Genomic DNA, 26319 nt, shown 5'->3' on the forward strand with positions numbered 1-26319 from the left:
TATTTTTCATAAAAAAACGGCTCGATGTGTGAGCCGTTTTTTGATTATAATTTTTTGGCGTTTTTAACCTTCTGATCGGTCAAAGCATACTTGAGCACTTCACTCATTTCACGCACATAGTGAAACGTCAAACCTTCAATGTAATCGGCTTTGATTTCATCAACATCTTGTTTATTTTCATGACACATGATGATTTCTTTGATGTTGGCTCGTTTGGCCGCCAAGATTTTTTCTTTGATTCCGCCCACCGGCAAAACTTTACCGCGCAAAGTAATCTCGCCGGTCATGGCTAAATTTTTCTTCACGCGCTTTTGTGTGTATAAAGACACCAACGAGGTCAACATGGCAATACCTGCACTCGGACCGTCTTTGGGTGTTGCCCCTTCGGGTACATGCAAATGCACATTGTATTTACCAATCATTTCAGAGCTCAAACCGAGTAATTCAGCGTTGGCTTTGATATATTCTAAAGCAATCGTAGCCGATTCTTTCATCACAGTACCTAAGTTTCCGGTCAGGGTCATACTGCCTTTACCCGGTGAAAGCAATGATTCAATAAACAAAATATCACCGCCTACTGATGTCCAAGCCAATCCGGTAACCACACCGGCTACTTCGTTACCTTCAGATTTATCGCGCTCTAATCGGGCGGCACCCAAAATACGCACAATGTCTTGGTCGGTGACTTTCTTGTTGTATTCTTCTTCCATGGCCACTGATTTGGCAATGTTGCGCACCACTTGAGCCACCTTGGTTTCTAAGCCACGAACACCTGATTCGCGGGTATAACCTTCTACAATTTTCTCTAATTGCTTTTTAGCCAAAGTCATGTGTGCCGGGGTAAGCCCGTGTTCTTTGAGTTGTTTGGGCAACAAATGCTGACGCGCAATTTCAACCTTTTCTTCAATGGTATAACCCGTCATTTTGATCACTTCCATACGGTCTTTAAGTGCCGGCTGAATGGTCTGCATATTGTTGGAAGTGGCAATAAACATCACTTTAGACAAATCATACCCCATCTCTAAGAAGTTATCATAAAAAGCATTGTTTTGCTCCGGATCTAAAACCTCAAGCAAAGCCGATGACGGATCGCCTTGGTGGCTGTTTGAGAGTTTGTCAATCTCATCCAAAACAAACACCGGATTAGAAGTTCCGGCCTTTTTCAAACTTTGAATGATGCGGCCCGGCATAGCGCCAATATAGGTTTTGCGGTGTCCGCGAATTTCAGCCTCATCGCGCAAACCACCCAGTGAAATGCGTACATACTCTCTGCCCAAAGCTTCGGCAATTGAACGTCCGATAGAGGTTTTACCTACACCCGGAGGCCCGGTCAAACAAATAATCGGCGATTTCATATCGTTGCGCAACTTGAGCACAGCCAAATGTTCGATGATGCGTTTTTTGACATCTTCTAAACCAAAATGATCGCGATCAAGAATTTTCTGAGCGCGCTTCAAATCAAAGTTGTCTTTAGAATAACTGCCCCAAGGCAAGTCTAAAATGAGTTCTAAGTAATTTCGTTGAATGCCAAAATCAGGAGCCTGCGGATTCATACGCTGCATTTTGAGCAATTCTTTCTCAAAGTGTTTGGCGGTTTTATCATCCCAATTTTTGGTCTTGGCTTTCTGGCGCATTTCTTCAATTTCTTGCTCGTGCGAGGCTCCACCCAATTCTTCTTGAATGGTTTTCATTTGTTGGTGCAAGAAATATTCGCGTTGTTGTTGGTCTAAATCAAAACGAACTTTAGATTGAATATCGTTTTTGAGTTCGAGTTTTTGCAACTCAACATTCATGTAGCGCAGGGTTTCAAGGGCGCGTTCTTTAAGCGCATTGATGGCCAAAAGCGTTTGCTTTTCAGTCACCGAGAGATTCATGTTTGATGACACGAAATTGATCAAAAATGATTGGCTCTCAATATTTTTAATCGCAAAGGTAGCCTCAGACGGAATGTTTGGGCTTTCTTTGATGATTTGAATGGCCATATCTTTGATTGAATCCATAATGGCGGTAAACTCAGTATCGTGTACGCTCGGGCGCTTTTCTTCTACCTCTTTTACATAGGCATTAATATACGGACGCTCAGAATTAACGGCATCAATCTCAAAGCGCTTCTTGCCTTGCAAAATAACCGTTACATTACCATCGGGCATTTTTAAAACTCTGAGAATTCTTGCTACGGTTCCAATTTTATGAATGTCATTTTTGGTCGGATCTTCATCGGCTTCATTCTTTTGTGCTACCACGCCAATAATTTTATCACCGGCATTGGCATCGTTGATGAGTTTGATGGATTTATCGCGGCCGGCCGAAATCGGAATCACAACACCCGGAAACAAAACCATATTTCTGAGCGGAAGTATCGGAAGGGTTTTCGGGAGTTCTTCGTTGTACATCTCTTCTTCATCCTCCGGGGTCATAAGCGGAATCAACTCGGCATCGGTATCAAACTCCTGAAGTGACATACTGTCAAGGTTGGCTAATTTGTGGTGTGACATATAATAGATATAAAGTAGGTGGTCTGTGGTAAAACTAATAGGTTGAACATTTCTGGAGCAAAGATATAACTTGCTTATTTTCTGCTCAATTAAAATCGATGTATGACCATTAAAACGTGCTTAAATTGAGGCCGTATGTCGTTGGTCGATAATCTTATACTAGCCAACGTCAAGAATTGTGCTATCAAAAAAAAACCGCCTAATTGGCGGATAACTTGTCAGGTTATATGACAGACGCCCTATTGAAGTGTAAAGCCTACATCGGTAAAAGTACCGCTATTGACTTGCACAATCGGAAAAAGTGCACTAGGCAAATGTCCTACAAAATTAAAGGTGCCCGACACTTTACGCGTAGCCATATTAAAACTGGTAATTTTAAGAATCCCGGTGGGCTGGTTTTGAATAAAATCAAAAGCGGTAAATATATCGGCATTCAGTCCCTCGCGGTATGACATGGTGATGTTGGTCTCGGGAGCAGTATTGTTGTTGCCGATGTATGTGCCCGGAAGCGGGTTGGCAATTTGTATCAATATATATTGTCCGTTGGGTTTAATACCGGTAATGGTAAGCAAGTTTCCGGCTCCGTCCGGCAAGGCACTATAGGTTCCAGACATAGACCCGGCGGTAAATAAATCGCCATCTACCAAAGCAGTCATAGTTCCTGAATTGACCGGCTGATTGGTTTCGTCTTTAACGAGCAAAGCCGGGTCAACCGGTTCGTCATCACATGAAATCAATACAAACGGTATCATTAAACCGATTAAGATGAGGAGCTTTAATGCCTTCATAATTTGAAATTTATTTATCAATGCTGCTGAGCAAATGTATTTAATTGAATTCACTAAACGAAATTTAATTCGCGAAAATCTACAGCTCAGCAAAAATAAAAAACCTGAACACAAAGCGCATTCAGGTTTGACTTATTCCTGTTTGTGGTTAATCAAAATAATCGTCGTCTAGTGCGTAGGTAAAAGTACCGTTGGCCACCTGAATGGTCTCAACATCAGCCGAACCTTGTACTTGCTTGGTATAGCTAAACGAGAACGTACCGCGAACGCGGCGGGTTTCTAAATTAAACTCTGAAACCACAATATTGCCCGAACCCTCTACTACTCTTTTGATGATTGTGGGTGAAGCAAGCGGTTCAGAAACAATGGTGAGTTGCGCTACGCTGGTACTCACCCAATCGCTAAAATTATTGAGCGGATAGGTACCCGGTTGCCACAAATTATCAGGCAAGTAAAAGTTAAACTCTATCGAGGTTAGCAAATCATTACTGGTATCGCCTTGAATTTGCAAATATCGGTGTTCACCGGCTCCGGCATCAGGATTAATCACCATAACCGCCGGAGTACTCGGATACATATAAGGCTGCATTTGGTTGTACTGAACCCCGCCAATATTAGCGGTCATCAGCGTGGTGTTGTCAAAAGCGCCTACGGCCAATAAATTGATAGGCCCTACCCAATCACTGGTTTGGGTAGCTGTGCAATGCGCCCGTACATAAAAGTCATAGGCCGCATCGGTAAGTCCGGTGATTACCTTCTCAGGTGCACTTGAACTCAAATTGGTACCGGTTCCCAAAACAAATCCTTCAGCTCCGTATTGAATATCCCAATTTGAAGCCCCCATAGTTGACCAATTGATAAACGCTTTAGTATTGTCAGCCGCATTGCGCTCAACTTGTACATTGGTCGGCTCAGTGCAAAACTCAGCTTGTCCGCCCAGAGCCACAGGCCCCAGCCATTCACTGTTTTGCACACTATTGCAACGGGTTCTGATGTAAAATTCATAATCAACCGTTGGATCAAGACCATTGATTTGGTGGTTGGTCAAATTTAAAAACACCGAAGTTCCGGCACCCACCGTAAAGCCCTGCGGACCAAATTGAACTTCCCAAATACTTCCGGTGGTTTCATCCCATTGCAGGGTTACCGAAGTTCCGTTCATGTTGCCCACAATCAGATATGAAGGCGTATCACAAGCAGTTGGTTGCAAATTAAGCGAACCCGGATCGGTCGTATCATCTTCAGTAACACAAGCGCTAAAAAAAGCACCCAAACACAGGGTTAAAATCAGTAATAAACTAAATCGTTTCATGAATGAGTTTTAAAATTTTTCAAATATAATTCTTTAAGCCAAACAACGCTTATTTATCTGTTTCTGATTCAACACGGCGCAACAAAATTACTCCAACGATAAAAAACACACACAGAAAAACAATCGCAAAACGCGGGCTACCGGTAATTTGGTCAATAATGCCATACACACACATGCCAATCACAATGCCGATTTTCTCAGCCACGTCGTAAAAACTAAAAAATGAGGCGGTATCTTCGGTTTCAGGCAATAGCTTTGAATAGGTAGAGCGCGACAAAGCCTGAATACCGCCCATAACCAAACCCACCAAAGCGGCCATGACGTAAAAATGCATCGGAAGCGTGATAAAATAAGCCCCAATACACAACAAAATCCAAATTCCATTGATGAAAATCAACGTCGGAATATTGCCATACTTAGCCGAAGCGCGTGAGGTGAGCACCGCCCCCAAAACCGCTACGAGTTGAATCAGTAAAATACAAATAATGAGCCCAATGGTGCTTTGCTCTTTTGATTCCCACTGAATTTCTTGCACCCCAAAATAAGTGGCAATGAGCATCACGGTTTGAACAGCCATACTGTAGACAAAAAAACCGGACAAATAGCGTTTGAGCTGAATGTTTTGACCCAACTGCTTCCAAACGTTTTTGAGTTCTTTAAAACCGTTAAAAATCACATCGCGCGTAACCTCGCCCGCATGACTATTGCCTTTGGGCAGATAGTAGTAAGTATATTGGCTAAAAACAATCCACCAGATACCCACGGTTATAAACGAGTAGCGCATGGCCTTCATGGCGGCCTCACCCGGGGTTCCGGTAATGCCAAATAAATCAGGTTTCATCACCATGGCCAAATTGACAATCAGCAAAAGCACACTGCCGGCATAACCCAGTGAGTAGCCTTTGGCACTGATGCGGTCTTGTTGTTCTACAAAAGCAATATCGGGCAAATACGAATTATAAAACACCAAACTGCCCCAAAAGCCAATGAGCCCCAAAAAATAAAACAGCAAACCCACATATAAATTTTGCAGACTAAACCAGTTCAAGCCAATACACGATAGCGCGCCCAAATAGCAAAAAAAGCGCATAAAGTTTTTCTTGTTGCCCATATAATCAGCTATGCCCGACAGCAAAGGCGACATCACGGCCACCACCATAAAAGCCGCTGCGGTGGTAAAACTAATCAAGGCTGAGTTTTTGATTTCGGTGCCAAAAACATGAATATAATGGCTTCGGTCAGAAAACAAAGCCTCATAAAAAATCGGAAAAATAGCCGATGAAATCACCAGCGGATACACTGAATTGGCCCAATCATAAAAGGCCCAGGCATTGAGGAGTTTTTGATCCCCTTTAGGTAATTGCGCCATAAGAAGTGTTTTAGTTCGAGACGAATTTATTCATTTTTTGATAGCTTTCAATCTGCGTCAAAACAAATTCACCGTAAATTTACCCAACGTATTAAACCAAGCGAGTACTCATGCGTCTTAAGGCTCGATAAAAAATACCTCATGAAAAAAATATTCCTTTTACTGTTCTGGCTATCATTTGCGCTCACCACCAAAGCTCAAACTTTATACTTTCCGCCCACCGACAACAACCAAGCTTGGCAGACTACAGATCCGGCCACTTTGGGCTGGTGCCCAGCGCGCATTGACAACTTATACAATTATCTCGAGCAGCAAAACACCAAAGGATTCATGATTTTGAAAGACGGAAAAATCGTGCTCGAACGCTACTTCGGAACCTTTACCCAAGACAGCTTGTGGTATTGGGCCTCGGCCGGCAAAACCATCACCTCGTTTTTAGTAGGCAAAGCCCAAGAAGAAAACCTCCTCAACCTTACAGACAAAACCTCTGACTATCTCGGCACAGGCTGGACATCTTGCACTCTGGCCCAAGAAAACAACATCACCATACGCCACCAACTCACCATGACCACGGGGCTTGATGATGGCGTAACCGACAACCACTGCACCACTCCGGCCTGCTTGAACTATCTGGCCAATGCAGGCACGCGCTGGGCCTACCACAATGCTCCGTATACCTTGCTCGAAAGCGTGCTTGAAAACGCCACCGGAGTCAACATCAACCTATACACCCAACAAAAACTCAAAACGCCCACGGGCATGACCGGCCTTTGGACCACAGTTGACTATGACAATGTTTACTTTAGCCGGGTGCGCAGTATGGCACGCTTTGGGCTACTCATACAAGGCGGCGGCGCTTGGAACGGCACCCAACTCATCAACCCCACCTACTACAACCAAATGATCAACACCTCGCAAAACCTCAACTTATCGTATGGTTATTTGTGGTGGCTCAACGGAAAATCGAGCTTTATGGTGCCCACTTCGCAAATCGTATTCCCGGGTTCGTATGCCCCCGATGCCCCCGCTGATATGTATGCCGCCATTGGCAAAAACGGACAAATCTTGAGCATTGCCCCAAGCCAAGGATTGGTGGTGGTGCGTATGGGTAACGCCTCAAATGACCTCGAAGTCCCGTTTTTGTTGTGCAATGAAATCTGGCAGCGCATCAACTTACTCGATTGTAATTTGGCCTTGCAAAACCCTGAACAAGCCCAGCCTTCACTTTATCCGAATCCGGCGCAAAACGAGCTCAACATCACACACTTGGCGGCTGATGCCCACATTGAAATCTATTCAGCCCTTGGGCAAAAAATCCTGACTACGACCGCTTCAACTATAGATGTTTCGGGCTTAGCGCGCGGTTTATACTGCGTCAAAATTCACCAAAACGGCCAGACTACCCGCCTCAAATGGATTAAAGAATAATTTTGAGCAGAAGCTATTCCTGCTGTCTGCTGTAGTTTGGGCGCTGAACCCCAGCACCCAAAGCTGCCGCGTCCATCAGGGCTAAAGCAATTCTACCCACCGGTGGCTATAGCACATCAAAATTTAGTGTACTTTTGCCCGCTGAAATTCAAAAAACCGTTTTATGACCGAAACTCTTTTGGCTTGGATAGGCTACCTAGCCTCGGGCGTGATTGTGCTCTCCATGATGATGAGCTCGATTATTAAATTCAGATGGATCAACCTTATCGGGGCTTTACTGTTTTCAGTCTATGGTTTTCTCATTGGCGCCCTACCGGTAGGCGTGCTCAACGGCATCATCGTTTTGGTAGACGCCTATTATCTGTGGCAGATTTACCGCAAAACCGAAGTATTTGAAATCCTTGAAATCAAAGCCAAAAGTGACTACCTCAAACGCTTTCTGGCCTTTCACAACCAGCGCATCCAAGGCTATAGCCCGGGCTTTGACTACAACCCCGACAAAAACACCCTGTGCTTTTTTATTCTGCGCAACATGGCCGTAGCCGGACTCTTTATTGCGCAGCGCGAACAAGACACCATCCTCAAAGTACAACTTGACCTGGTCTTGCCCGAATACAAAGACTTCAAAAACGGGCAATATGTATATGTGCAACTGCGCGAACAATTCATTGCCGCGGGCTATAAAACCGTGATCGCCGAAGGCAACAACAAAAACTACTTTACCTATTTAAAAAAGTTGGGGTTTGTTGAAGAAGCTGCGGGGGTGTTTAGGAAGGAGCTGTGATGATTAACGATTGTTGATTTTTGATTTTTGATTTTTGATTTTTGAAACATTGGTGTAAACGAGAACCCGCTATAGGTTTAAAAAGTATAAAAGGTTTAGAAGTTGAGTTGAAGCCCCATTCGTAATTCGTAATTCATAATTCGTAATTCTTACAGCGCAGCGGTCTGTAATGATTAACGAATGAAGATTAACGAACTTTGATTTTTGAAACATTGGTATAACCGGGACCCTACTACAGGTTTAAAAAGAGTAAAAGGTTTAGAAGTTGAGTTGAAACAGCCGTGTAACCCACAACCCAATACTGGTTTAAAAAATGTAAAAGGTTTAGAAGTTTAGTTGAAACAGCCGGGTAACCCACAACCCGCTACTGGTTTAAAAAGTGTAACAGGTTTAGAAGTTGAGTTGAAACAGCCGTGTATCACACAACCCAATACAGGTTTAAAAAGTGTAAAAGGTTTAGAAGTTGAGTTTGAAGCCCCATTCGTAATTCATAATTCATAATTCGTAATTCTTACAGCGAAGCGGTCTGTAGCGCAGCGTGTCTATAGGCGCAGCCGTGTCTCATCCTCCCGACGCAGGAGGTAGCTCACTCCCCCATCTCAGGCACTCAGCCGCTCAGCGCCTCAGGCACTTTTTTTTGCCTCTGTAAGAAATTTTACTACATTTACAACACTCACCACTTTATTTACTGTATTAAAACTGCCGCTTGAGAGGAGACTTTTGAGGGGGAGGGGGTATTTGTATAATTTAATTATTTAAAGTTAGTATTAACTCTAGAACAAACATCTGACATATCAAAATGCCACAATTAATTAATAAATATAGAATCTTTATTGCCTCTCCATCTGATCTGGCTGAAGAGCGCGCTGCAATGAATGATGTTATATCAGAATTAAATATAACATACGGAAATCCAAATAATTTATATCTAGAACTTTTAAATTGGGAAAATAATTCAGCACCTGGTATTAGTGAAACTAGTATTCAACATATCATTAATAATGATATTCCTGTGTATGATATTTTTATCGGCTTTCTGTGGATGAAATTCGGCACTCCAACCAATGGTTTTGGTTCCGGAACGGAAGAAGAATTCAATATTGCCTACGAAAAGTTTAAAGCTGACAACAATTCTATTCAAATATTATTTTATTTTAAAAATGCTGTACCAAAATCACTTGAAGATATTGATGTAATACAACTGTCAAAAGTTAGAGATTTCAAAACCAAACTTGGCGAAAAAAATACTTACTACTGGGAATTCACGGAGCGAGAAGAATTAGAAAAATTTTTAAGACTACACATCCCAAAACGAATTGACCAATTAAGGGAACTCTCGACGAAAATTTCAAAAACTACACATCAAATTGAATCAAACTTGGAGAGCACCTCGCAAAAATCGCAAATTGTTGAAATAGAAGTTTTAGAAACGGAAGAGTTAGGAATAATTGATTTAGATGAACTCATTGGTGAATCTTTTCAAAATAGCAGATATTCATTAGAACGTATTTCAGAAGCAATTGCTTGGATTGGTGGTGAAATGAGAAAGAAAACCAAAGAAATAGATAGAGTTGTCGCTAACAATCATAATCAACCTATAAGTGTAAAGGTTCAAAGAAATATCTACAATAGAACGTCTGTTGCAATGAATGATTTCGCTAACAGGATGGAAGTTGAAATCCCAATATACATAGAGAGTTTTGAAAATGGAATAGACTATCTTTCTAAATTAGTAAATATTTACAAAACTGATTTTGATAACCGTTATGAAAATCAACTTGATGAATTAGATACGTCTTTAGACAGCATGCTTACCGAAATTGAAGGGGCATTAGAAATAACTAGAGGATTTACTGCAACAATTGAGAATATGCCAAAAGTTTCAAAAGATTTAAACACAGCAAGAAGAAATGTGGCTTTAAAAATGTCAGACTTCATTAGAAAAATGGAAGTTAGCATTTCAATAGCTGGTGAAGTTCATAAAAGCATTAAAAATAGATAATACCTACTACTAACAATGGACAAGAATCCACTATGCTCTAATTGGTCTAAAGTACAACCAAATATACTAAGATCAAGAGTAAGTATTAAATCACTATCTCAACATCCTTGACAATAAAATCGTGAAAAATAAAAGTATATTTGATAATCAGACATTTTGAAAATTGATTGAACAATATTGCATTCATTGATACAGAAGTTGAGCCTAAGAGCGGGAAAGTTCTTGACATAGGAAGTGTCAAGGATAATGGTGCTTCATTTCATAAATCCTCGATGGCTGAATTTATAGAATTCCTAAATGGTACTCAATTTATTTGTGGACATAATATTTTCAATCATGACATAAAATACATTGGAAGTGCACTTAATGACGCAGGAATAAATTCTGCTAACATCATTGACACCTTATTTCTATCGCCTCTACTTTTCCCGACAAAGCCATATCATTCGCTACTCAAAGATGACAAAATTCAATCAGAAGACGCAAATAATCCTCTGAACGATTCGATCAAAGCAAAAGATTTGTTGCATGACGAAATTGTCACTTTTAAACAGACAGACGAAACGCTAAAACAAATTTTTTATTTGCTATTAAATGATAAGAAAGAGTTTTATTCTTTTTTTCGTTACATCTCATACAACAGCTCAAGTTCAGATATTGAACAACTCATCCGGGCAAAATACAAAAACGAAATATGTGAACAAGTTGACTTAAGAAAAATCATTTCAGAAAAGCCAATTGAGCTCGCCTACTGTTTGTCGCTTATCAATTCTTTTATTCAACATAAAAAAATACATTCTATAACACCTCCTTGGGTTTTAAAAAATTATCCTGAAGTTGAAAGGATAATGTTTCAAATCAGAAACAAACCTTGTATAAGCGGCTGCGAATATTGCGACAGTGTTTTAGACCCGCGCAAAGGACTAAAAAGATTTTTCGGTTTTGACTCTTACAGAAGTTATGGCGGAGAACCATTACAAGAAAAAGCGGTAAAAGCTGCTATTAACAACAAGTCTATTCTTGCCGTTTTCCCTACTGGCGGAGGAAAATCAATCACATTTCAAGTTCCTGCATTAATCAGTGGAGAAACTTCAAAAGGTTTGACTATTGTGATTTCGCCATTACAATCACTGATGAAAGACCAAGTTGACAATCTTGAAAAAAATGGAATTACAGAGGCTGTAACAATTAATGGCTTGCTCGACCCAATTGAAAGAGCGAACTCTTTTCAGAGAATTGAAGAAGGTTCTGCTTCAATTCTATATATATCACCTGAATCTCTTCGTTCCAAAACAATTGAACGTTTGGTTTTGGGAAGAAAGATTGCACGCTTTGTTATTGACGAAGCTCATTGCTTATCGTCATGGGGACAAGACTTCAGAGTTGATTATTTATATATCGGAGATTTTATCAAATCGATTCAAGAAAAGAAAAATCTTGAAGACGGAATTCCTGTTTCGTGTTTTACTGCTACTGCAAAGCAAAAAGTAATTGAAGATATTCGAGATTATTTCAGAGAAAAGCTTTCGCTTAATCTTGAATTATTCACTTCAAAAGCATCACGAACAAATCTTCAATACAAAGTTTTTGAAAAGGGAAATGAAGAAGAGAAATATCAACAAGTCCGAGATTTGATTGAAGAAAAAAATTGTCCAACCATCATTTATGTTTCAAGAACCCGAAAAGCCTATACCCTTGCTGAGCGTTTGACAGAAGATGGTTTTACAGCAAGACCTTATCACGGTAGAATGGACGTGAGAGAAAAGTCGGCCAACCAAAATGCTTTTATATCAGGTGAAGTACCAATTATGGTTGCAACATCTGCTTTTGGGATGGGGGTTGACAAAAAAGATGTTGGAATGGTCATTCATTATGAAATTTCCGATTCTCTTGAAAACTATATTCAGGAAGCGGGACGAGCGGGACGAGACGAAAAAATTGTTGCTGATTGCTTCGTTTTATTTAATGAAGAAGATTTAGGAAAACACTTCATCTTGCTCAACCAAACAAAACTATCCATTAAAGAAATTCAGCAAGTTTGGAAAGCAATCAAGGAGATCACACGATTCCGATTAACAGTTTCAAATTCTGCTCTTGAAATTGCCAGAAAAGCAGGTTGGGATGATAATGTTGTTGAAATTGAAACACGTGTAACGACAGCCATCGCAGCATTAGAAGATGCTGGATATTTAAAACGTGGGCAAAATATGCCGCGAATTTTTGCAAACAGTATTCTTTCAAAAAATGCGCAGGAAGCGATTGATAAAATTAATATCTCAGAGAGATTTATAGGAAATCAAAAAGAAAAGGGAGTCCGAATCATCAAAAAACTTTTTTCAAGTAAAAGCAGAAAACAATCAAATGATGAAGCTGCCGAATCAAGAATTGATTACATCAGTGACCATTTGGGAATTGTAAAAGAAGAAGTTATAAATATTGTGAATCTTTTACGTGAAGAAAACATATTGGCTGATGCTAAAGACTTGACAGTATACATCAAGAAAGGTGAAAACAAAAACCGTTCATTAAATATTCTTGAAACATTCTGCAAAATTGAAAACTTTCTGCTCCCGCTTTTTGAACAACAAGAAAAGATATTTCATATCAAAGAACTAAATGAAAAAGCAGAAGAAAAAGGGCTTGAAGACATTAGTACCCAAAAGATTAAAACCATCATCAACTTTTGGGCAATTAAAAATTGGATAAAAAGACTAGGCCTAGAATCCAAAAACCATATTGCTGTTGTTTCGTTACATCCAAAAGAATTGTTGAAAGACAAATTAGAGAAACGACACGCACTTGCTAAATTTATTGTTGAGTTTCTTTATGAAAAAATAAATACAAACACATCGGAAGACGATTCAGAAAAAGAAGAAGTTTTAGTTGAATTTTCAGTTCATGAATTAAAAACTGCTTACGATAATAGCTCTACCCTATTCAAGGTAAATATTAATCTTGATGATATTGAAGATACACTATTTTATTTGTCAAGAATTGAGGCTATAAAAATTGAAGGTGGCTTTTTAGTTGTGTATAATCGCTTAACTATTGAACGAACAGAGCAAAACAACAAAAAACAATACACAAAAGACGATTATCAAAAACTACATCAGTTCTATGAAAACAAAATTCAGCAAATTCATATCGTTGGCGAATATGCTAAGAAAATGATTACCGACTACAGAAATGCTTTGCAATTTGTAGAGGATTATTTTCAACTCAACTACTCATCGTTTTTGAACAAATATTTTAAAGGCAGTAGACAAAATGAAATCAAGCGAAATATAACACCTGCCAAGTTTAAACAACTTTTTGGAGAACTTTCGCCAACACAATTAAAAATAATAACCGACAACGAAACGAAACACATTGTTGTTGCTGCGGGTCCAGGAAGTGGTAAAACAAGAGTATTGGTGCATAAACTTGCCTCATTACTTTTAATGGAAGATGTAAAGCACGAGCAGCTACTTATGATTACATTTTCAAGAGCAGCAGCAACTGAATTTAAAAAACGTTTACTTCACCTTATTGGAAATGCCGCAAACTTCATTGAAATAAAAACATTCCATTCGTATTGCTTTGATTTATTAGGCAAAGTCGGCAGCTTGGAAAAATCTGGTGAAATCCTCAAAAAAACAATTCAAAAAATCAAGTGCAATGAGGTTGAAGCAAGCCGAATAACAAAAACAGTTTTGGTAATTGACGAAGCACAAGACATGGATAAAGACGAATTTGATTTGATTGCTGCTTTAATGGAACAAAACGAAGAAATGCGAGTAATTGCTGTTGGCGATGACGACCAAAACATTTATGAATTTAGAGGCGCAAGTTCAAAATATCTTGAACAATTCATCTTTAACAACAATGCTGTCAAACACGAATTAGTTGAAAATTACAGAAGCAAAAGCAATCTGGTAGATTTTACAAATCAATTTGTAAAACAAATTCCATATAGGCTAAAGCAAACACCAATCATTGCAAAGCAAAATGAAAAAGGGCAAATTAAAATTGTTCATTATCAAAGTAAAAACCTTATCAATCCAGTTGTTCAAGACATTCTAACAACGGGACTATCGGGAACAACTTGTGTCTTGACAAAGACAAATGAAGAAGCATTACAAATTACTGGTTTGCTTTTGAAAAATAATTTACACGCTAGACTGATTCAGTCAAATGAAGGATTCAGTTTATATAATTTGAATGAAGTTCGTTATTTTTTAAGCTATTTGAATTTAACTGATGATGTTTACATAATCAACGATGATGTTTGGTTGAATGCTAAAAGAAATATTATAAATAAATTTCAGACTAGCAGTAAATTAGATCTTTTGCAAAACATCATCAAAGACTTTGAAGCATCGAATCCAAAAAGAAAATACAAATCCGATTTAGAAGCTTTTATTCGTGAATCGAAACTTGAAGATTTTTATAACCAAAATGGTGAGACCATTTTTGTATCAACAATTCATAAAGCAAAAGGAAAAGAATTTGACAATGTTTTTCTAATACTTGATAACTCCAATGTTGTGACAGACAAAGAAAAACGGCTTTTATATGTTGCAATGACCAGATCTAAAACAAACTTGACCATACATCTAAACTCTAATTTTTTGGACAATTTAAAAACTGACAACTTAATTAGAATTGAAAATGAAGAAACATATTCAGAGCCAAATCAATTAGCCATGCATTTATCTTTAAAAGATGTTTGGCTTGATTATTTCATCAGCAGACAGTTTTTGATTGCTCATTTAAAAAGTGGTGATCGCTTAAAGGTAAACAATGATGAATGTTTGGACGAGAATGGAAAATCTGTTTTGAAGTTTTCAAGACAGTTCATTAGCCAGATTGAAAGTAAGAAGAAAAAAAACTATGAACTGAAAAGCGCTAAAGTAAATTTCATTGTCTATTGGACAAAAGAAGATGCTGAACAGGAAATTAAAATTATTTTACCAGAACTCCATTTTGAAAAAGTATAAACCATGAATTACTACATCATCCAATGGAGTTTAAACACCCAAGTCATGGGGCATTTACCGCAGGTGTCCGAGGTGATTCTTAATGGTCAGATGATTGATGACCCCAATTTTATCGATCGATTTCATTTTCAAAAAATTGAGACAACTCCTATTACCTCTTATCCCGTACTTGAACCTAAATCAAACCTCACTGACCTCATCCAAGTCGGAAGTATGGGTTTTACAAATAAGATTTTGATTAGTAACCACCTTAAATCAATTCTTGAAAAAAACAGCGCTGAAGGATTGCAATTTATCCGGACCTCTGTTTATTGGCGCGGTATTGAAAAATCTGATTTTTGGTTGGTACATCCTTATGTATTCCAGTTGAATATGATAGATTTTTCAAGGTCAGAAGTATATTTAACCGAGATGGTCTTGAAAAAAATTGAGCAATTAAAAATAGCCTCCCTTGATGAGTTTCTAAAAGCGAAGCAAGAAATTGAAGAGCGCGGTTTTCCGTACGGCATCAAAATTGACAAACTTGCGCTCAACACCAAAACTAATTTAGGTTTTTTTGCCCTAGGACATATTGAAGGAGGGGTTAAGTTTTTAGTTTCGGCAGAGGTCAAACAAGCAATTGAAATCTCTGGTTGCACAGGAATAGAATTTCGACCGGCCGAGCTCTCATATAACGAATGGCTCAAACCCGGAGGTGAAAGAGAAAAACAATACGGAAAATTTTAGAGTTCTCACCCCCAGCTCTGCAAAGTAATCCCCTAAAAAGCTGCGCAAAATCAGGAAACTTTGCGCCGTGGATAAACATCCCTTCTGCACTACAGCAAAGCGATGCTAACATCTAGGCGGGCAGATAAACAATAAAATCATAAACTATGAACAAATTATTTTTTCTCTTATGCATATTCTCAATTACAACTTTATTTAGTTGCAAAAGTAATATTGACGAAAAAGGAAATAATTTTCCAATTGTAAGTAAAAACAAATTACTTGTAGGATGGAAAACACTAAGCAATGATAGTGTTAAAGTTAATATCCCTAAAGGCTGGAAGCCAAAAAAAGTTGAAGGCCTTCTATTATACATCCCACTAGAAAAAGATAATGTTAAGATGTATTACGTTATTTTGAAAACCGATGTAAAAAAAATCAGCTTAAAAGGCTATTTAAAAGAAATATTCAAACAAGTTTATAATAAAAATAAAGACTTAAAGTACTTTTTAAAAGAATTTACTTTTAAAGATAAAAGTAAGTGTTATTCACTTGAGCTTTTCACTAAAGAAGCTAATATTGACTATAAAATCTACTCTCTTATTTATCTTAGAAATGATCAGATTTATGATTTTAGTTACAAAATTTTAAATGATGAAAATCAAGAGGCCTATTTGGATGGATATAGAACATTTTATAACGTTGCTTTTAGTTTTAGTTACAAAAATGAAAATATAATTAATGGTGAGGAATTTGTAATAAAAGACGAGAAAGATATACTTTATGATGATTTATGAAATTATTCCATTTGATATTTAACTCCGCTACACTCCATACAATTCGCCTGCGCCTCGGGTCAACATTCAACATTCAACACACGACAAAAACCATCCCTTTTATCTTACAGTGCAGCGTGTCTATAAATCAGCTGTATCTTCTCAATCCGATGCATGAGAAATCTCAGACACTTCCCTTCTCAAGTGCTCAGCTAGCAATACAGGTTTAAAAAGTGTAGAAGGTTTAGAAGTTGAGTTGAAACAGCCTTGTAACCCACAACCCAGTACTGGTTTAAAAAGGGTAAAAGGTTTAAGAAGTTGAGTTGAAACAGCCGTGTAACCCACAACCCACTACTGGTTTAAAAAGTATAGAAAGTTTAGAAGTTTAGATTGAAGCATAATTCGTAATTCATAATTCGTAATTCATACAACGACGCGTGTCAAAAGCGCAACGTGTCCCACACCAAACCCCTCAGTTCCGCGTCAGTGTCCAAGGCACAACACCCCACCAAAAATACGACAACAGACCCAGACTGATGGCTAGTGCCGCTGTGTTCTATATCCGCCTATACTGGGCTCGGCTCGCGTTGCGCTCGTTCTTTCATCAACTTGGGCTGCGGCAACGGTGCTTGTAGAGCTTGATACAAAATTATGCCAAAATGGCCTTCAAAGTGCGGGGGTAGCACTCCAAAAATGTTAAAATTGCAAAAAAACACGTTTTTGTACGAAAAGAGTTATAATTCCGGCATTTTTAAAAAGGGTTTGTAGCAGATTGAAGGCAGGTTCAAGGCAGTCTGTTCGAGAAAAAAGCCGTTTTGTGCTACAAAGGTGCCTTAAATCTGTTTTAGATCTTAAACCTTTCTGAGCGCAAAATGAGCGTTGTAGGCGATGAGCTCGCCAACGGCTTTAACGAAATTTTAAGAATTCCTACTACCCCCACCTGCCCTAGGCTAAAAAAACCTGAAACAAGCTTTATTTACTGGGATTTTCACACATAAACAGCACTTAAAAACAACCGCAAAAAAGCACTTTTTTGGGTATTTTTACAGAAAATCTACCCCGATGCTTTAACAAATTATTAAGAAAAATAGGATGATTTTATACACGTTTAGCTGCTAGGCTGGTGATGAAGCAGGCGCGTTTTGGACACGGTTATGTCTATAGACACGTTGCACTACAGACACGTTGCACTACAGACCGCTGCGCTGCAAGATGGGAGAATTATGAATTACGAATTGCGAATTACGAATTAGGAACTAAGAATTATAGAATCATGCATTGCGGATAATGTTTCAAGTGAACTTTTTAAACTTCCTACACTTTTTAAACCTGTAGCGGGTTGTGTGTTACACTACTGCTTCAAAAATCATTCAGCAAAACACAATCATCAATGATGTAGACCGCATTCATGAAGTGTAACTTCTCAGGCGCTCAGTTTAATGAGATTCCTCCTGCGTCGGAATGACAAGACAGAGATTTGTAGGGTTTGGAATTTGGTTTGTCGTTTACACGATTCAAAAACTTCAAAAATCAAAGTTCGTTAATCTTCAATCGTTAATCATTTCGCTCAGGCACTCAGGCGCTCAGGTACTTATTCCCCCTCGACTGCGCTCGGGGTGACGAGGCAAAGATTTGTAGGGTTTGGAATTTGGTTTGTCGTTTACACGATTCAAAAACTTCAAAAATCAAAGTTCGTTAATCTTCAATCGTTAATCGTCCATCAATACGCGCTCCAGTCGGTTAAAGTTTTCCTCGTTTTTGGGCTCAACAAATGTTCTGATTTTTTCACAGGCTTCAACGCTGTCAAAAATCATGTTGAACGATATTTGTGTTTGGTGGGCCTCAAGGGCTAAAAACGCAACTTCCATAGCAAACAAGGGCGGTGTACTTCTTTGCCAAGCTACCTTTTGGTGGGGAATCACCACTGTAAAAACGGCTGCGTTTTCATAATGCCCTTGCTCGGAGCCGTGCATGGTAAGCCGCCAGTTTCCGCCGGGTTTGAGGTTAAATTCGTGGATGGTATTGGTAAAGCCTTCGGGGCCCCACCAGAGTTTGAGTAGCTCGGGATTTTCAAAAGCGGCATAAACTTTTGCAAGCGGGGCGTTTAATATTCTTGAACTGTATATTTCGCGTTGGTTCATAGCGTTTGTTTATAGGTTTAGGTATTATGACAACCTTACGGTACATCCCATTGAGTACATACTAAGATATCATTTATTTTAAAAGTCTTATGAGCGGTGGGTCGCGGTAAATACTTTTGAACTGATATCATTCGGATCTTTCAAGCAAGTCCGCGCTTTTAAAACGCATTTCTCCGCTTTGAAGGGTGAGCATTTGTTTGCACGGATGCAGCCAATAAGTGATGGTTTGGTCTTGAAATTGGTCAATCACTACGGTTTGATAGGCATTTACCAAAAAGCGAACAGGCAAATCTTGGGCAGCCAATTCAAGGGTTATGGTTCCGTTTGCGCTCTCAAAATTATTGAGCTGTTGCTGATTGTTTTGATTTTTTACCACCATCGGAATGGTTAGTTCAGACGGGCTTTTGACCACATACTGCGGCACAAAAACTACTTTGATCATCTTTGAGTGGGTTGGAATACCTTGCCAAGTGCGTGAAATGCTGTCTTGGGTTGTTTTATTAAAATGCACCACCAACGAATCGCCTGTTAATTGATACCGACCATAGCCGGCCTGATCTAAAATATAGGCTCCTGAGCACGTTCTTTTGATTTTGCTTTTTGCGTTTTTGACCTGGGTCATGATAGGTGATTGACCTTTGTATTTTAAATAATACACTTCGTGATGGTCAAATAACGTAATATAGGCCAGACTATCGCGAGTCATTAAATTCCTGACCACTTGCCGTTGCGCTTGGGCAGTTTGAAACAGCAACAAAAGGATAATAAAATATTTCATCAGAGGTATCACATTAAGGCTTATCAAGCGGCTCGTTTTAAGGTTAGATGACATCTACTGTATGATCAATTTATCTACCACCACATCGGTATTAGAATACAGCTTGATGATATAGATACCTGTGGGCAAATGCCCCACGTTTATTAGATTGCCGGGTTCAAAGCTTTGAATATATTGGCCCGATACATCATACAACATGATTTTCTGTAAATGATCTTGGGCTATATGAAGTATTTGGCGCGTCGGGTTTGGATATATCATGCCTTTTTTAGGAGCAAAGGTTTTGTTGGGCAACAACAATCCGCCATCAAAAATGGTTTGTACAAATCCTGATTCGGTAACTTCAGCGTTATAGACTGCCGTTACATGCATTTCAATTCCCTCTGTAAACGGATTGCCTTGGTTGTCTGCGGCCAAGAACGTTTCGCCATCGCAGTTGGTCACGATACCCATAATTTGGGTCCATAAATTATAAACGGTTCGTTCGGTCTGAAAACGATACAGCTCATTGTTGCGGTATACGTTATAGCCTATTAATTCGCCGTGGGGTTGTGCCGGTTCATCCCAACTGAGCTCAAAATAATTACGCGGATATTCATACCAATGACTCCAAGTTAAATTTTCAACCGGATTCGTTTGCCCAAAGGCATACACCTGAAACAACAAAACAAACAAGCAACTCTGGAGTATTTTTCTTTTCATAGCCAACAATTTTGTAAGGTTAAATATATAAAATTTAGCAATAGTTGGCATGTATTTATTTTACAGACAATTATTTACTGGCTTCTAGAAAAAGTGGTGGCTGGGTGATAACTGTCCATCGCTGTTACTCAAGTCAACCAAAATAATTAACGAACTTTGATTTTTGAAACATCATTAGTAATTACCAATTCTTAATTCGTAATTCGTAATTCATAATTCGTAATTCCTACAGCGCAGCGGTCTATTGCGCAGCGTGTCTGTAGGCGCAGCCGTGTCTCAAAGCGCAGCGGTGTGTCCAAAGGCGCAGCCGTGTCTTATTTAAAAGTAACCCCAAACTTAGCAGCTTCGGCCTTAGCTTGCGGAATCATTTTTTTAATATTGGCAATACGCGTGGCATCTGAAGGGTGTGTACTCATAAACTCGGGTGGCGCTTGTCCGCCTGATTTGGCTGACATCCGTTGCCAAAAGGTAATGGCCTCTTGAGGGTTGTAACCGGCAATGGCCATCAGGGTCAAACCAATTTGGTCTGCTTCAGACTCATGGCTGCGGCTAAAAGGCAACATAACGCCCACTGTAGAACCAATCCCGTAGGCTTGCATGAGTATTTGTTGGGTTTGTTCGCTTTTGGTTCCGGCTGCTACAGCAACTCCGGCGGCACCAATTTGTTGCAATTGTGCAGCGCTCATACGCTGGGCTCCGTGGTTGGCGAGTGCGTGTGAAACTTCGTGCCCCATAACAGTGGCCAATCCGGCTTCGTTTTGGGTGATGGGTAGAATTCCGGTGTAGACTACGATTTTTCCGCCGGGCATACACCAAGCATTGACGTCTTTGCTGTCAACGAGTTTATATTCCCACTGATAACCTTCAAGGTATTGGTCATAGCCATTGGCTTTGAGCCATTTTTCGGCTGCGGTTTTGATTTTGATGCCCACATCGGTTACACGCTTGGCATCGGCAGTTCCGGTAATGACTTTGTTTTCTTTTAAAAACTGCCCGTATTGCTGAAACGAGCTTGGAAATAACTCGCTATTGGATACAAAATTTAAGTTGTTTTTTCCGGTAAACGGGTTTTTAGAACAACTCAAAGCCAAAGCGGTAAGGGCTGAGAATAGGGCTATTTTCTTCATAAGAAAAGTATTGTTTAGGCTACAAAAATACAATTGTCAGATAAATGCTACTGCATTTCAACAAAATTTTAACCGCCAATAAGGTGCAATTCTGAGAAATCTTTGTCAATCACCAGTGTGTTTTGGCCATCAAACAAAACCTTTTCAACGGCAATGAGTTCGTTGTCAAGTTCGATGGATTTAACGGTAAACGGCAATCCGTGTAAATTGATTTTGAATCGCTCATAAGGCGTTACAAACTTACCTTCTTTGTGTTGCTGAATGATGAGTTCGGTTTCTTTTCCGCGCAGCGTAAAGGTGGATAAACTAAAACGTCCTTTGTTGTAGTCATAACCGTCTTGGGCATCTTCATACAACATAGACTTTTCTTTGCCGAGTTTGAAGTATACCTCTAATGAAATCTCGTCAAATTCTTTTTCACCTACGTATTGCTGCACCGGATATTTCGGAATAATCGCGCCTTCTTTGACAAATATCGGAATCTGGTCATAATCAGTCTTGACCCACAATTCTTTATGCCCCACCACAAACTCATCGGTCCAGTAGTTGTACCAATTTCCGGTAGGCAAATACATTCTGCGCCCTTGTGCATTGGGTTCTAAGATGGGGCAAACCAATATCTGGTTCCCGAATACAAATTCATCGGTGCGGTAATGCGTTTGCGGATCGGCCTGATCAAAATAAACCAGTGGCTTAAGCATCGGCACGCCATCGTTGATGTATTCCCAAAACATGGTGTATAAATACGGCAACAATTGGTAGCGCAACTCCACAAATTTGCGGGTGATGTTGACCACTTCATCATCAAATGACCAAGGTTCTTGATCGCCGTGATCACCCGATGAATGCGTTCTGCAAAACGGATGAAACACGCCCAGTTGTATCCAGCGCGCATAGAGTTCGCCCGAAGGTTGTTCGGCAAATCCGCCAATATCTGAGCCCGTAAAGCCCATGCCCGACATCGACATGCGCTGCATTTGAATGTTGGCAATCCAGAGGTGTTCCCATGAAGCTACGTTGTCACCCGTCCATGAAGAGGTATAGCGTTGCGCTCCTGAATAGGCCGAGCGCGTAATGATGAACGGTCGTTTCGGGTAGGCAAATTGTTTGACGCCTTCATAAGTAGCGCGCGCCATTTGGGTTCCGTATATATTGTGGGCTTTGCGGTGGCTGCAAGGGTTTCCGTCATAATCATGGCGCACGTCCATCGGGAAGGTTTTGCCCGGAACTTCCATTACGGCTGGTTCGTTCATATCGTTCCAAACGCCTTTCACACCAAAATCAGCAATCATTTCTTTGAATAATCCGGCCCACCACTCGCGCACTTCAGGATTGGTATAATCAGGGAAGTTGCATTCGCCCGGCCAAACTTTTCCTTTCATATAAGGCCCGTCGGCGCGTTTGCAGAAGTAATCTTTTTCTAAAGCTTCTTTGTATACCCAGTATTCTTTGTCAATTTTAATCCCCGGATCAATAATCACCACGGTTTTAAATCCGTCTTGGGCCAGTTCGGCAATCATGCGTTTCGGGTCCGGGAAATACTCCGGGCTCCAGGTAAAACATCGAAAGCCGTCCATATAATCAATATCGAGGTAAATGGCATCACACGGAATGCGCAGCTCGCGGAATTTACTGGTGATTTCTTTGACTTTGCTCTCAGGGTAATAACTCCATTTGCACTGGTGATAACCCAAGGCCCACATAGGCGGCATCTCGGGTTTTCCGGTGAGGTGGGTATAGGTCGTGACCACATCGGCCATATCCGGACCGTAGATAAAGTAGTAATTCATTTCACCGCCCTCGGCCCAAAAGCTCGTAACATTGCGGCGCTCATGGCAAAAATCAAAGAAGGTTCTAAAGGTGTTGTCAAAGAAAATTCCGTACGACATTTGGTGGTGTAGGCCAATATAAAACGGTACGACTTTGTACAACGGCTCTTGATCTTTGTGAAAAGCGTACTGATCGGTGGCCCAATTCTCAACGCGTTTGCCTTTGAGGTTCAAGTGCGAAGCTTTGTCGCCCAAACCGTAATATGATTCACCATCGCGCGAGGCTTTGCTCATCTTGACGATGTTACCACCAAATTGGTAGCTTTCTTCCCAGTGAAACCCGAGTTCGTCTTCTAAAATGCAGTTGCCTTCTAAATCGGTAATGGCCACGCGCATATCTACCTTGCTGATGGCACAGATGATTTTGCTGGTTTTGATTTGGTAGACTTCTTTGAGCTCGGTAACTTCAAGAAAATTGTAGCCGTGTGATTGGGTTTTGTCAATGGCATACGAGAAGTCTTTGCTGAAGTATCCTTTGGTGGTATATCTAAACCGAACCAAGCTGTCGCGCAGTACCGTAAGTTTAAGAATAACATTATTGTTGGTGGTAAAAAACACAGAATCACCGTCTTTTTGGAATCCTGTAATCTGCGACGGAAACAAATCGCCTTTATATTCGAGTTCGGTATTTGTAATCATAAATAGAGGTCTAAAAAATAGCTTTTGCTAGGGTTTCAAACATACAAAATTCAAGGCGCAACCCAAACGAAATAGGCAGTTTTTCACGAAAACGTTGTCGTTAATAATTTAGTTAACATCTTCATTTTCAAGACACCGAAGACTAAAAAGCAACCTTTGGTCTGAAAATTCTGCTTTCTATCGAAAAAATAATAGGTTTTTGAATGGAGTTTGTAGCTTTAACTTACCCAAAACAAAAAGTCAAACCTATGAAAACAAATACGTTGCCCCAAAACCGTCAAGAGCTCTTCAGCCAAAGTCAAGAGCACAGCCCAACGCACAAAACTTCGGAACCTACCGAAAGCTTTAATGATGATTACAATTATTTCCCTGATTTCGGGATATAAAAAAACAGCTTTCGCCCAAAAGCCAAAGCTGTTTTGATTGAGTTGATTTTAAAGTTAGCTCATTTTAAAAACGGCGATGCCCAGCGGTGGCAAAGTAATCGCCGCCGAAAAGTCACGACCGTTCCAAGGTTCGGCCTCTATTTTTACAGCTTTGGCATGGCCTACGCCTGAACCTCCGTACTGCGTTTCATCTGAATTGAATAGCTGGGTGAGTTTGCCTTTTCTCGGCAAGCCAATGCGGTAATCTGCGCGCACGACTTCGGTAAAATTACACACCACTACCACATCTTGTTTGGCGTTTTCGCCTTTGCGGATATAAGCAATCACCGCGTTTTGATGATCGGAATAATTGATCCACTCAAAACCTTCGGGCGAGAATTGTTTTTCATACAAAGCCGGTTGTGATTTATAAAGCGCGTTCAAATCAGTGATGAGTTTTTGAATGCCTTGATGATAGCCAAATTGCAGTAAATACCATTGGAGTTCACCTTCAAAATTCCATTCGGCGCTTTGACCAAACTCGGCACCCATAAACAACAATTTAGCGCCCGGATGGGTAAACATATAACCATAGAGCAAACGCAAATTGGCAAATTTCTGCCATTCGTCGCCCGGCATTCGGCCTGCGATGGAGTGTTTGCCATAGACGACTTCATCGTGCGAGAGCGGCAGCATAAAGTTCTCTGAAAACGCATAGGTCATCGAGAACGTCAAATCATTTTGGTGGTATTTTCGGTACACGGGCTCGCGTTTGAAATACTGCAAAGTATCGTGCATCCAGCCCATCATCCATTTCATACCAAAACCGAGTCCGCCGTTGAATATTGGGCGCGACACCATCGGGAACGAAGTGCTTTCTTCGGCTATGGTTTGCACGCCTTCAAACATGGTATACACTGCCTCGTTGAAATCTTTTAAGAAGCTGATGGTATCGAGGTTTTCGCGACCGCCATAAATATTGGGCTCCCACTCGCCGTCGTTGCGCGAATAATCTAAATACAGCATTGAGGCCACGGCATCGACACGCAAACCATCGGCATGGTATTGTTGCAACCAAAAAATAGCATTGCTGATCAAGAACGAGCGCACTTCATTGCGGCCATAGTTAAACACCAAGCTCTTCCAGTCGGGGTGATAGCCTTTGCGGCGGTCGGGGTGTTCGTAGAGGTTTGAGCCATCAAAGAAGCCCAAGCCATGGGCATCATCCGGAAAATGCGACGGTACCCAATCTAAAATAACGCCTATACCCGCCTGATGTAGTTTATCTACGAGCAACATAAAATCTTGCGGTTTGCCAAAACGCGAGGTAGGCGCATAATAGCCTACAAGCTGATAGCCCCACGACGGATCATACGGATATTCCATGACCGGCATGAACTCTACATGCGTAAAGCCCATTTCTTTTACGTAGGCTGTGAGCTCATCGGCCAGTTCGAGATAAGTTAAAAACTTGCCCTCTGAGTTGCGACGCCAAGAGCCCAAATGTACTTCATACACCGAATGCGGGCGGTTGAGTTGGTTTTGGGTTTTGCGCGCCTCGAGCCATTTTTGGTCTTTCCAGCGGTAGTCTAAATCCCAAACTATTGAGGCCGTTTGTGGCGGATGCTCGCAATACCAAGCAAACGGATCAGCCTTTTCGGTAATAATATCGCGGTTGTTCGATTGTATTTTGTATTTGTATTTGGTGCCTTTATCCACCCCGGGAATAAAGCCTTCCCAGATGCCTGAACTGTCCCAACGCACATAGAGCGGGTGTTCGCCTTGCATCCAATAATTAAAATCGCCCACAACCGAAACCGATCGTGCCGAGGGTGCCCATACGGCAAAATACACGCCTTGAACGCCGTTGACTTCGGTAAGGTGTGCTCCGAATTTTTCGTAGAGTTTAAAATGCTTGCCGGCTTTGAACAATTCAATGTCAAAATCGGTAAAGAGTGAATGCGGTTGGGTTTTGTTCATGATAGATGTTATGGTTGAGCGAAGCCTAGCCCCGATGGCAGCGGCATCCTTTGCCGGCATTCTTATGCGGCAAAGATAGAGCGCACAGCGGGAATAAGCTTCTAAAAATCGTCATAATTC

17 protein-coding genes are annotated in these 26319 nt (G+C 40.5%); 7 read left to right on the plus strand and 10 right to left on the minus strand.

Annotation, left to right across the window (positions count from 1 at the left end; all coding sequences use genetic code 11):
* Positions 1-44: 44 nt before the first annotated feature.
* The 4 genes from lon to KIH23_RS07215 all read right to left on the minus strand — a co-directional run bounded on the left by lon (position 45) and on the right by KIH23_RS07215 (position 5964).
* The gene (gene lon, locus KIH23_RS07200; protein WP_213212501.1) at positions 45-2495 is read right to left on the minus strand and encodes an endopeptidase La; all 2451 of its coding nucleotides are present in this window, start codon (positions 2493-2495) and stop codon (positions 45-47) included.
* Between the two features lie 239 nt (positions 2496-2734).
* Positions 2735-3283: a DUF6252 family protein gene (locus KIH23_RS07205; protein WP_213212503.1), complete on the minus strand. Its 549-nt coding sequence runs from the start codon at positions 3281-3283 to the stop codon at positions 2735-2737.
* A 148-nt stretch (positions 3284-3431) separates the two neighbouring features.
* Positions 3432-4595, minus strand: coding sequence for a fibronectin type III domain-containing protein (locus KIH23_RS07210; RefSeq protein WP_213212504.1), 1164 nt, complete (start codon positions 4593-4595; stop codon positions 3432-3434).
* 49 nt (positions 4596-4644) lie between these two features.
* Positions 4645-5964, minus strand: a complete 1320-nt coding sequence (locus KIH23_RS07215; RefSeq protein ID WP_213212506.1) for an MFS transporter — start codon at positions 5962-5964, stop codon at positions 4645-4647.
* A gap of 141 nt (positions 5965-6105) precedes the next feature.
* Here KIH23_RS07215 and KIH23_RS07220 point away from each other — a divergent pair, with 141 nt between their 5' ends.
* The 6 genes from KIH23_RS07220 to KIH23_RS07245 all read left to right on the plus strand — a co-directional run bounded on the left by KIH23_RS07220 (position 6106) and on the right by KIH23_RS07245 (position 16659).
* A complete protein-coding gene (locus tag KIH23_RS07220; RefSeq protein WP_213212508.1) occupies positions 6106-7392 on the plus strand; it encodes a serine hydrolase in 1287 nt (428 codons plus the stop codon).
* Between the two features lie 163 nt (positions 7393-7555).
* Positions 7556-8176, plus strand: coding sequence for a hypothetical protein (locus tag KIH23_RS07225; RefSeq protein ID WP_213212510.1), 621 nt, complete (start codon positions 7556-7558; stop codon positions 8174-8176).
* A 799-nt stretch (positions 8177-8975) separates the two neighbouring features.
* A complete protein-coding gene (locus KIH23_RS07230; RefSeq protein ID WP_213212511.1) occupies positions 8976-10178 on the plus strand; it encodes a DUF4062 domain-containing protein in 1203 nt (400 codons plus the stop codon).
* Between the two features lie 167 nt (positions 10179-10345).
* On the plus strand, positions 10346-15157 hold the full coding sequence (locus tag KIH23_RS07235; protein ID WP_213212513.1) for a RecQ family ATP-dependent DNA helicase: 4812 nt from the start codon (positions 10346-10348) through the stop codon (positions 15155-15157).
* Between the two features lie 3 nt (positions 15158-15160).
* Positions 15161-15883: a hypothetical protein gene (locus tag KIH23_RS07240; protein WP_213212515.1), complete on the plus strand. Its 723-nt coding sequence runs from the start codon at positions 15161-15163 to the stop codon at positions 15881-15883.
* A 146-nt stretch (positions 15884-16029) separates the two neighbouring features.
* A complete protein-coding gene (locus KIH23_RS07245; RefSeq protein ID WP_213212517.1) occupies positions 16030-16659 on the plus strand; it encodes a hypothetical protein in 630 nt (209 codons plus the stop codon).
* A gap of 1688 nt (positions 16660-18347) precedes the next feature.
* Here KIH23_RS07245 and KIH23_RS07250 read toward each other — a convergent pair.
* The 5 genes from KIH23_RS07250 to KIH23_RS07270 all read right to left on the minus strand — a co-directional run bounded on the left by KIH23_RS07250 (position 18348) and on the right by KIH23_RS07270 (position 23854).
* Positions 18348-18779: an SRPBCC domain-containing protein gene (locus KIH23_RS07250; protein ID WP_213212519.1), complete on the minus strand. Its 432-nt coding sequence runs from the start codon at positions 18777-18779 to the stop codon at positions 18348-18350.
* A 127-nt stretch (positions 18780-18906) separates the two neighbouring features.
* Positions 18907-19557, minus strand: a complete 651-nt coding sequence (locus tag KIH23_RS07255) for a hypothetical protein (protein WP_213212521.1) — start codon at positions 19555-19557, stop codon at positions 18907-18909.
* 54 nt (positions 19558-19611) lie between these two features.
* Positions 19612-20259 carry a T9SS type A sorting domain-containing protein gene (locus KIH23_RS07260; protein ID WP_213212523.1) on the minus strand — a complete coding sequence of 216 codons (648 nt, stop codon included), beginning with the start codon at positions 20257-20259 and terminating at the stop codon, positions 19612-19614.
* Between the two features lie 314 nt (positions 20260-20573).
* The gene (locus KIH23_RS07265; protein WP_213212524.1) at positions 20574-21386 is read right to left on the minus strand and encodes a M48 family metallopeptidase; all 813 of its coding nucleotides are present in this window, start codon (positions 21384-21386) and stop codon (positions 20574-20576) included.
* A 68-nt stretch (positions 21387-21454) separates the two neighbouring features.
* On the minus strand, positions 21455-23854 hold the full coding sequence (locus KIH23_RS07270; protein ID WP_213212526.1) for a glycoside hydrolase family 31 protein: 2400 nt from the start codon (positions 23852-23854) through the stop codon (positions 21455-21457).
* Between the two features lie 248 nt (positions 23855-24102).
* On the opposite strand from KIH23_RS07270, the gene KIH23_RS07275 reads away from it, so the two are divergent.
* Positions 24103-24240: a hypothetical protein gene (locus KIH23_RS07275; protein ID WP_213212528.1), complete on the plus strand. Its 138-nt coding sequence runs from the start codon at positions 24103-24105 to the stop codon at positions 24238-24240.
* A gap of 54 nt (positions 24241-24294) precedes the next feature.
* On the opposite strand, the gene glgB is transcribed toward KIH23_RS07275, so the two are convergent.
* Positions 24295-26199: a 1,4-alpha-glucan branching protein GlgB gene (gene glgB, locus KIH23_RS07280; protein WP_213212530.1), complete on the minus strand. Its 1905-nt coding sequence runs from the start codon at positions 26197-26199 to the stop codon at positions 24295-24297.
* Positions 26200-26319 lie beyond the last annotated feature (120 nt).

Source organism: Flavobacterium sp. CYK-55 (assembly GCF_018413465.1).
Taxonomy (GTDB): Bacteria; Bacteroidota; Bacteroidia; order Flavobacteriales; family Flavobacteriaceae; genus Flavobacterium.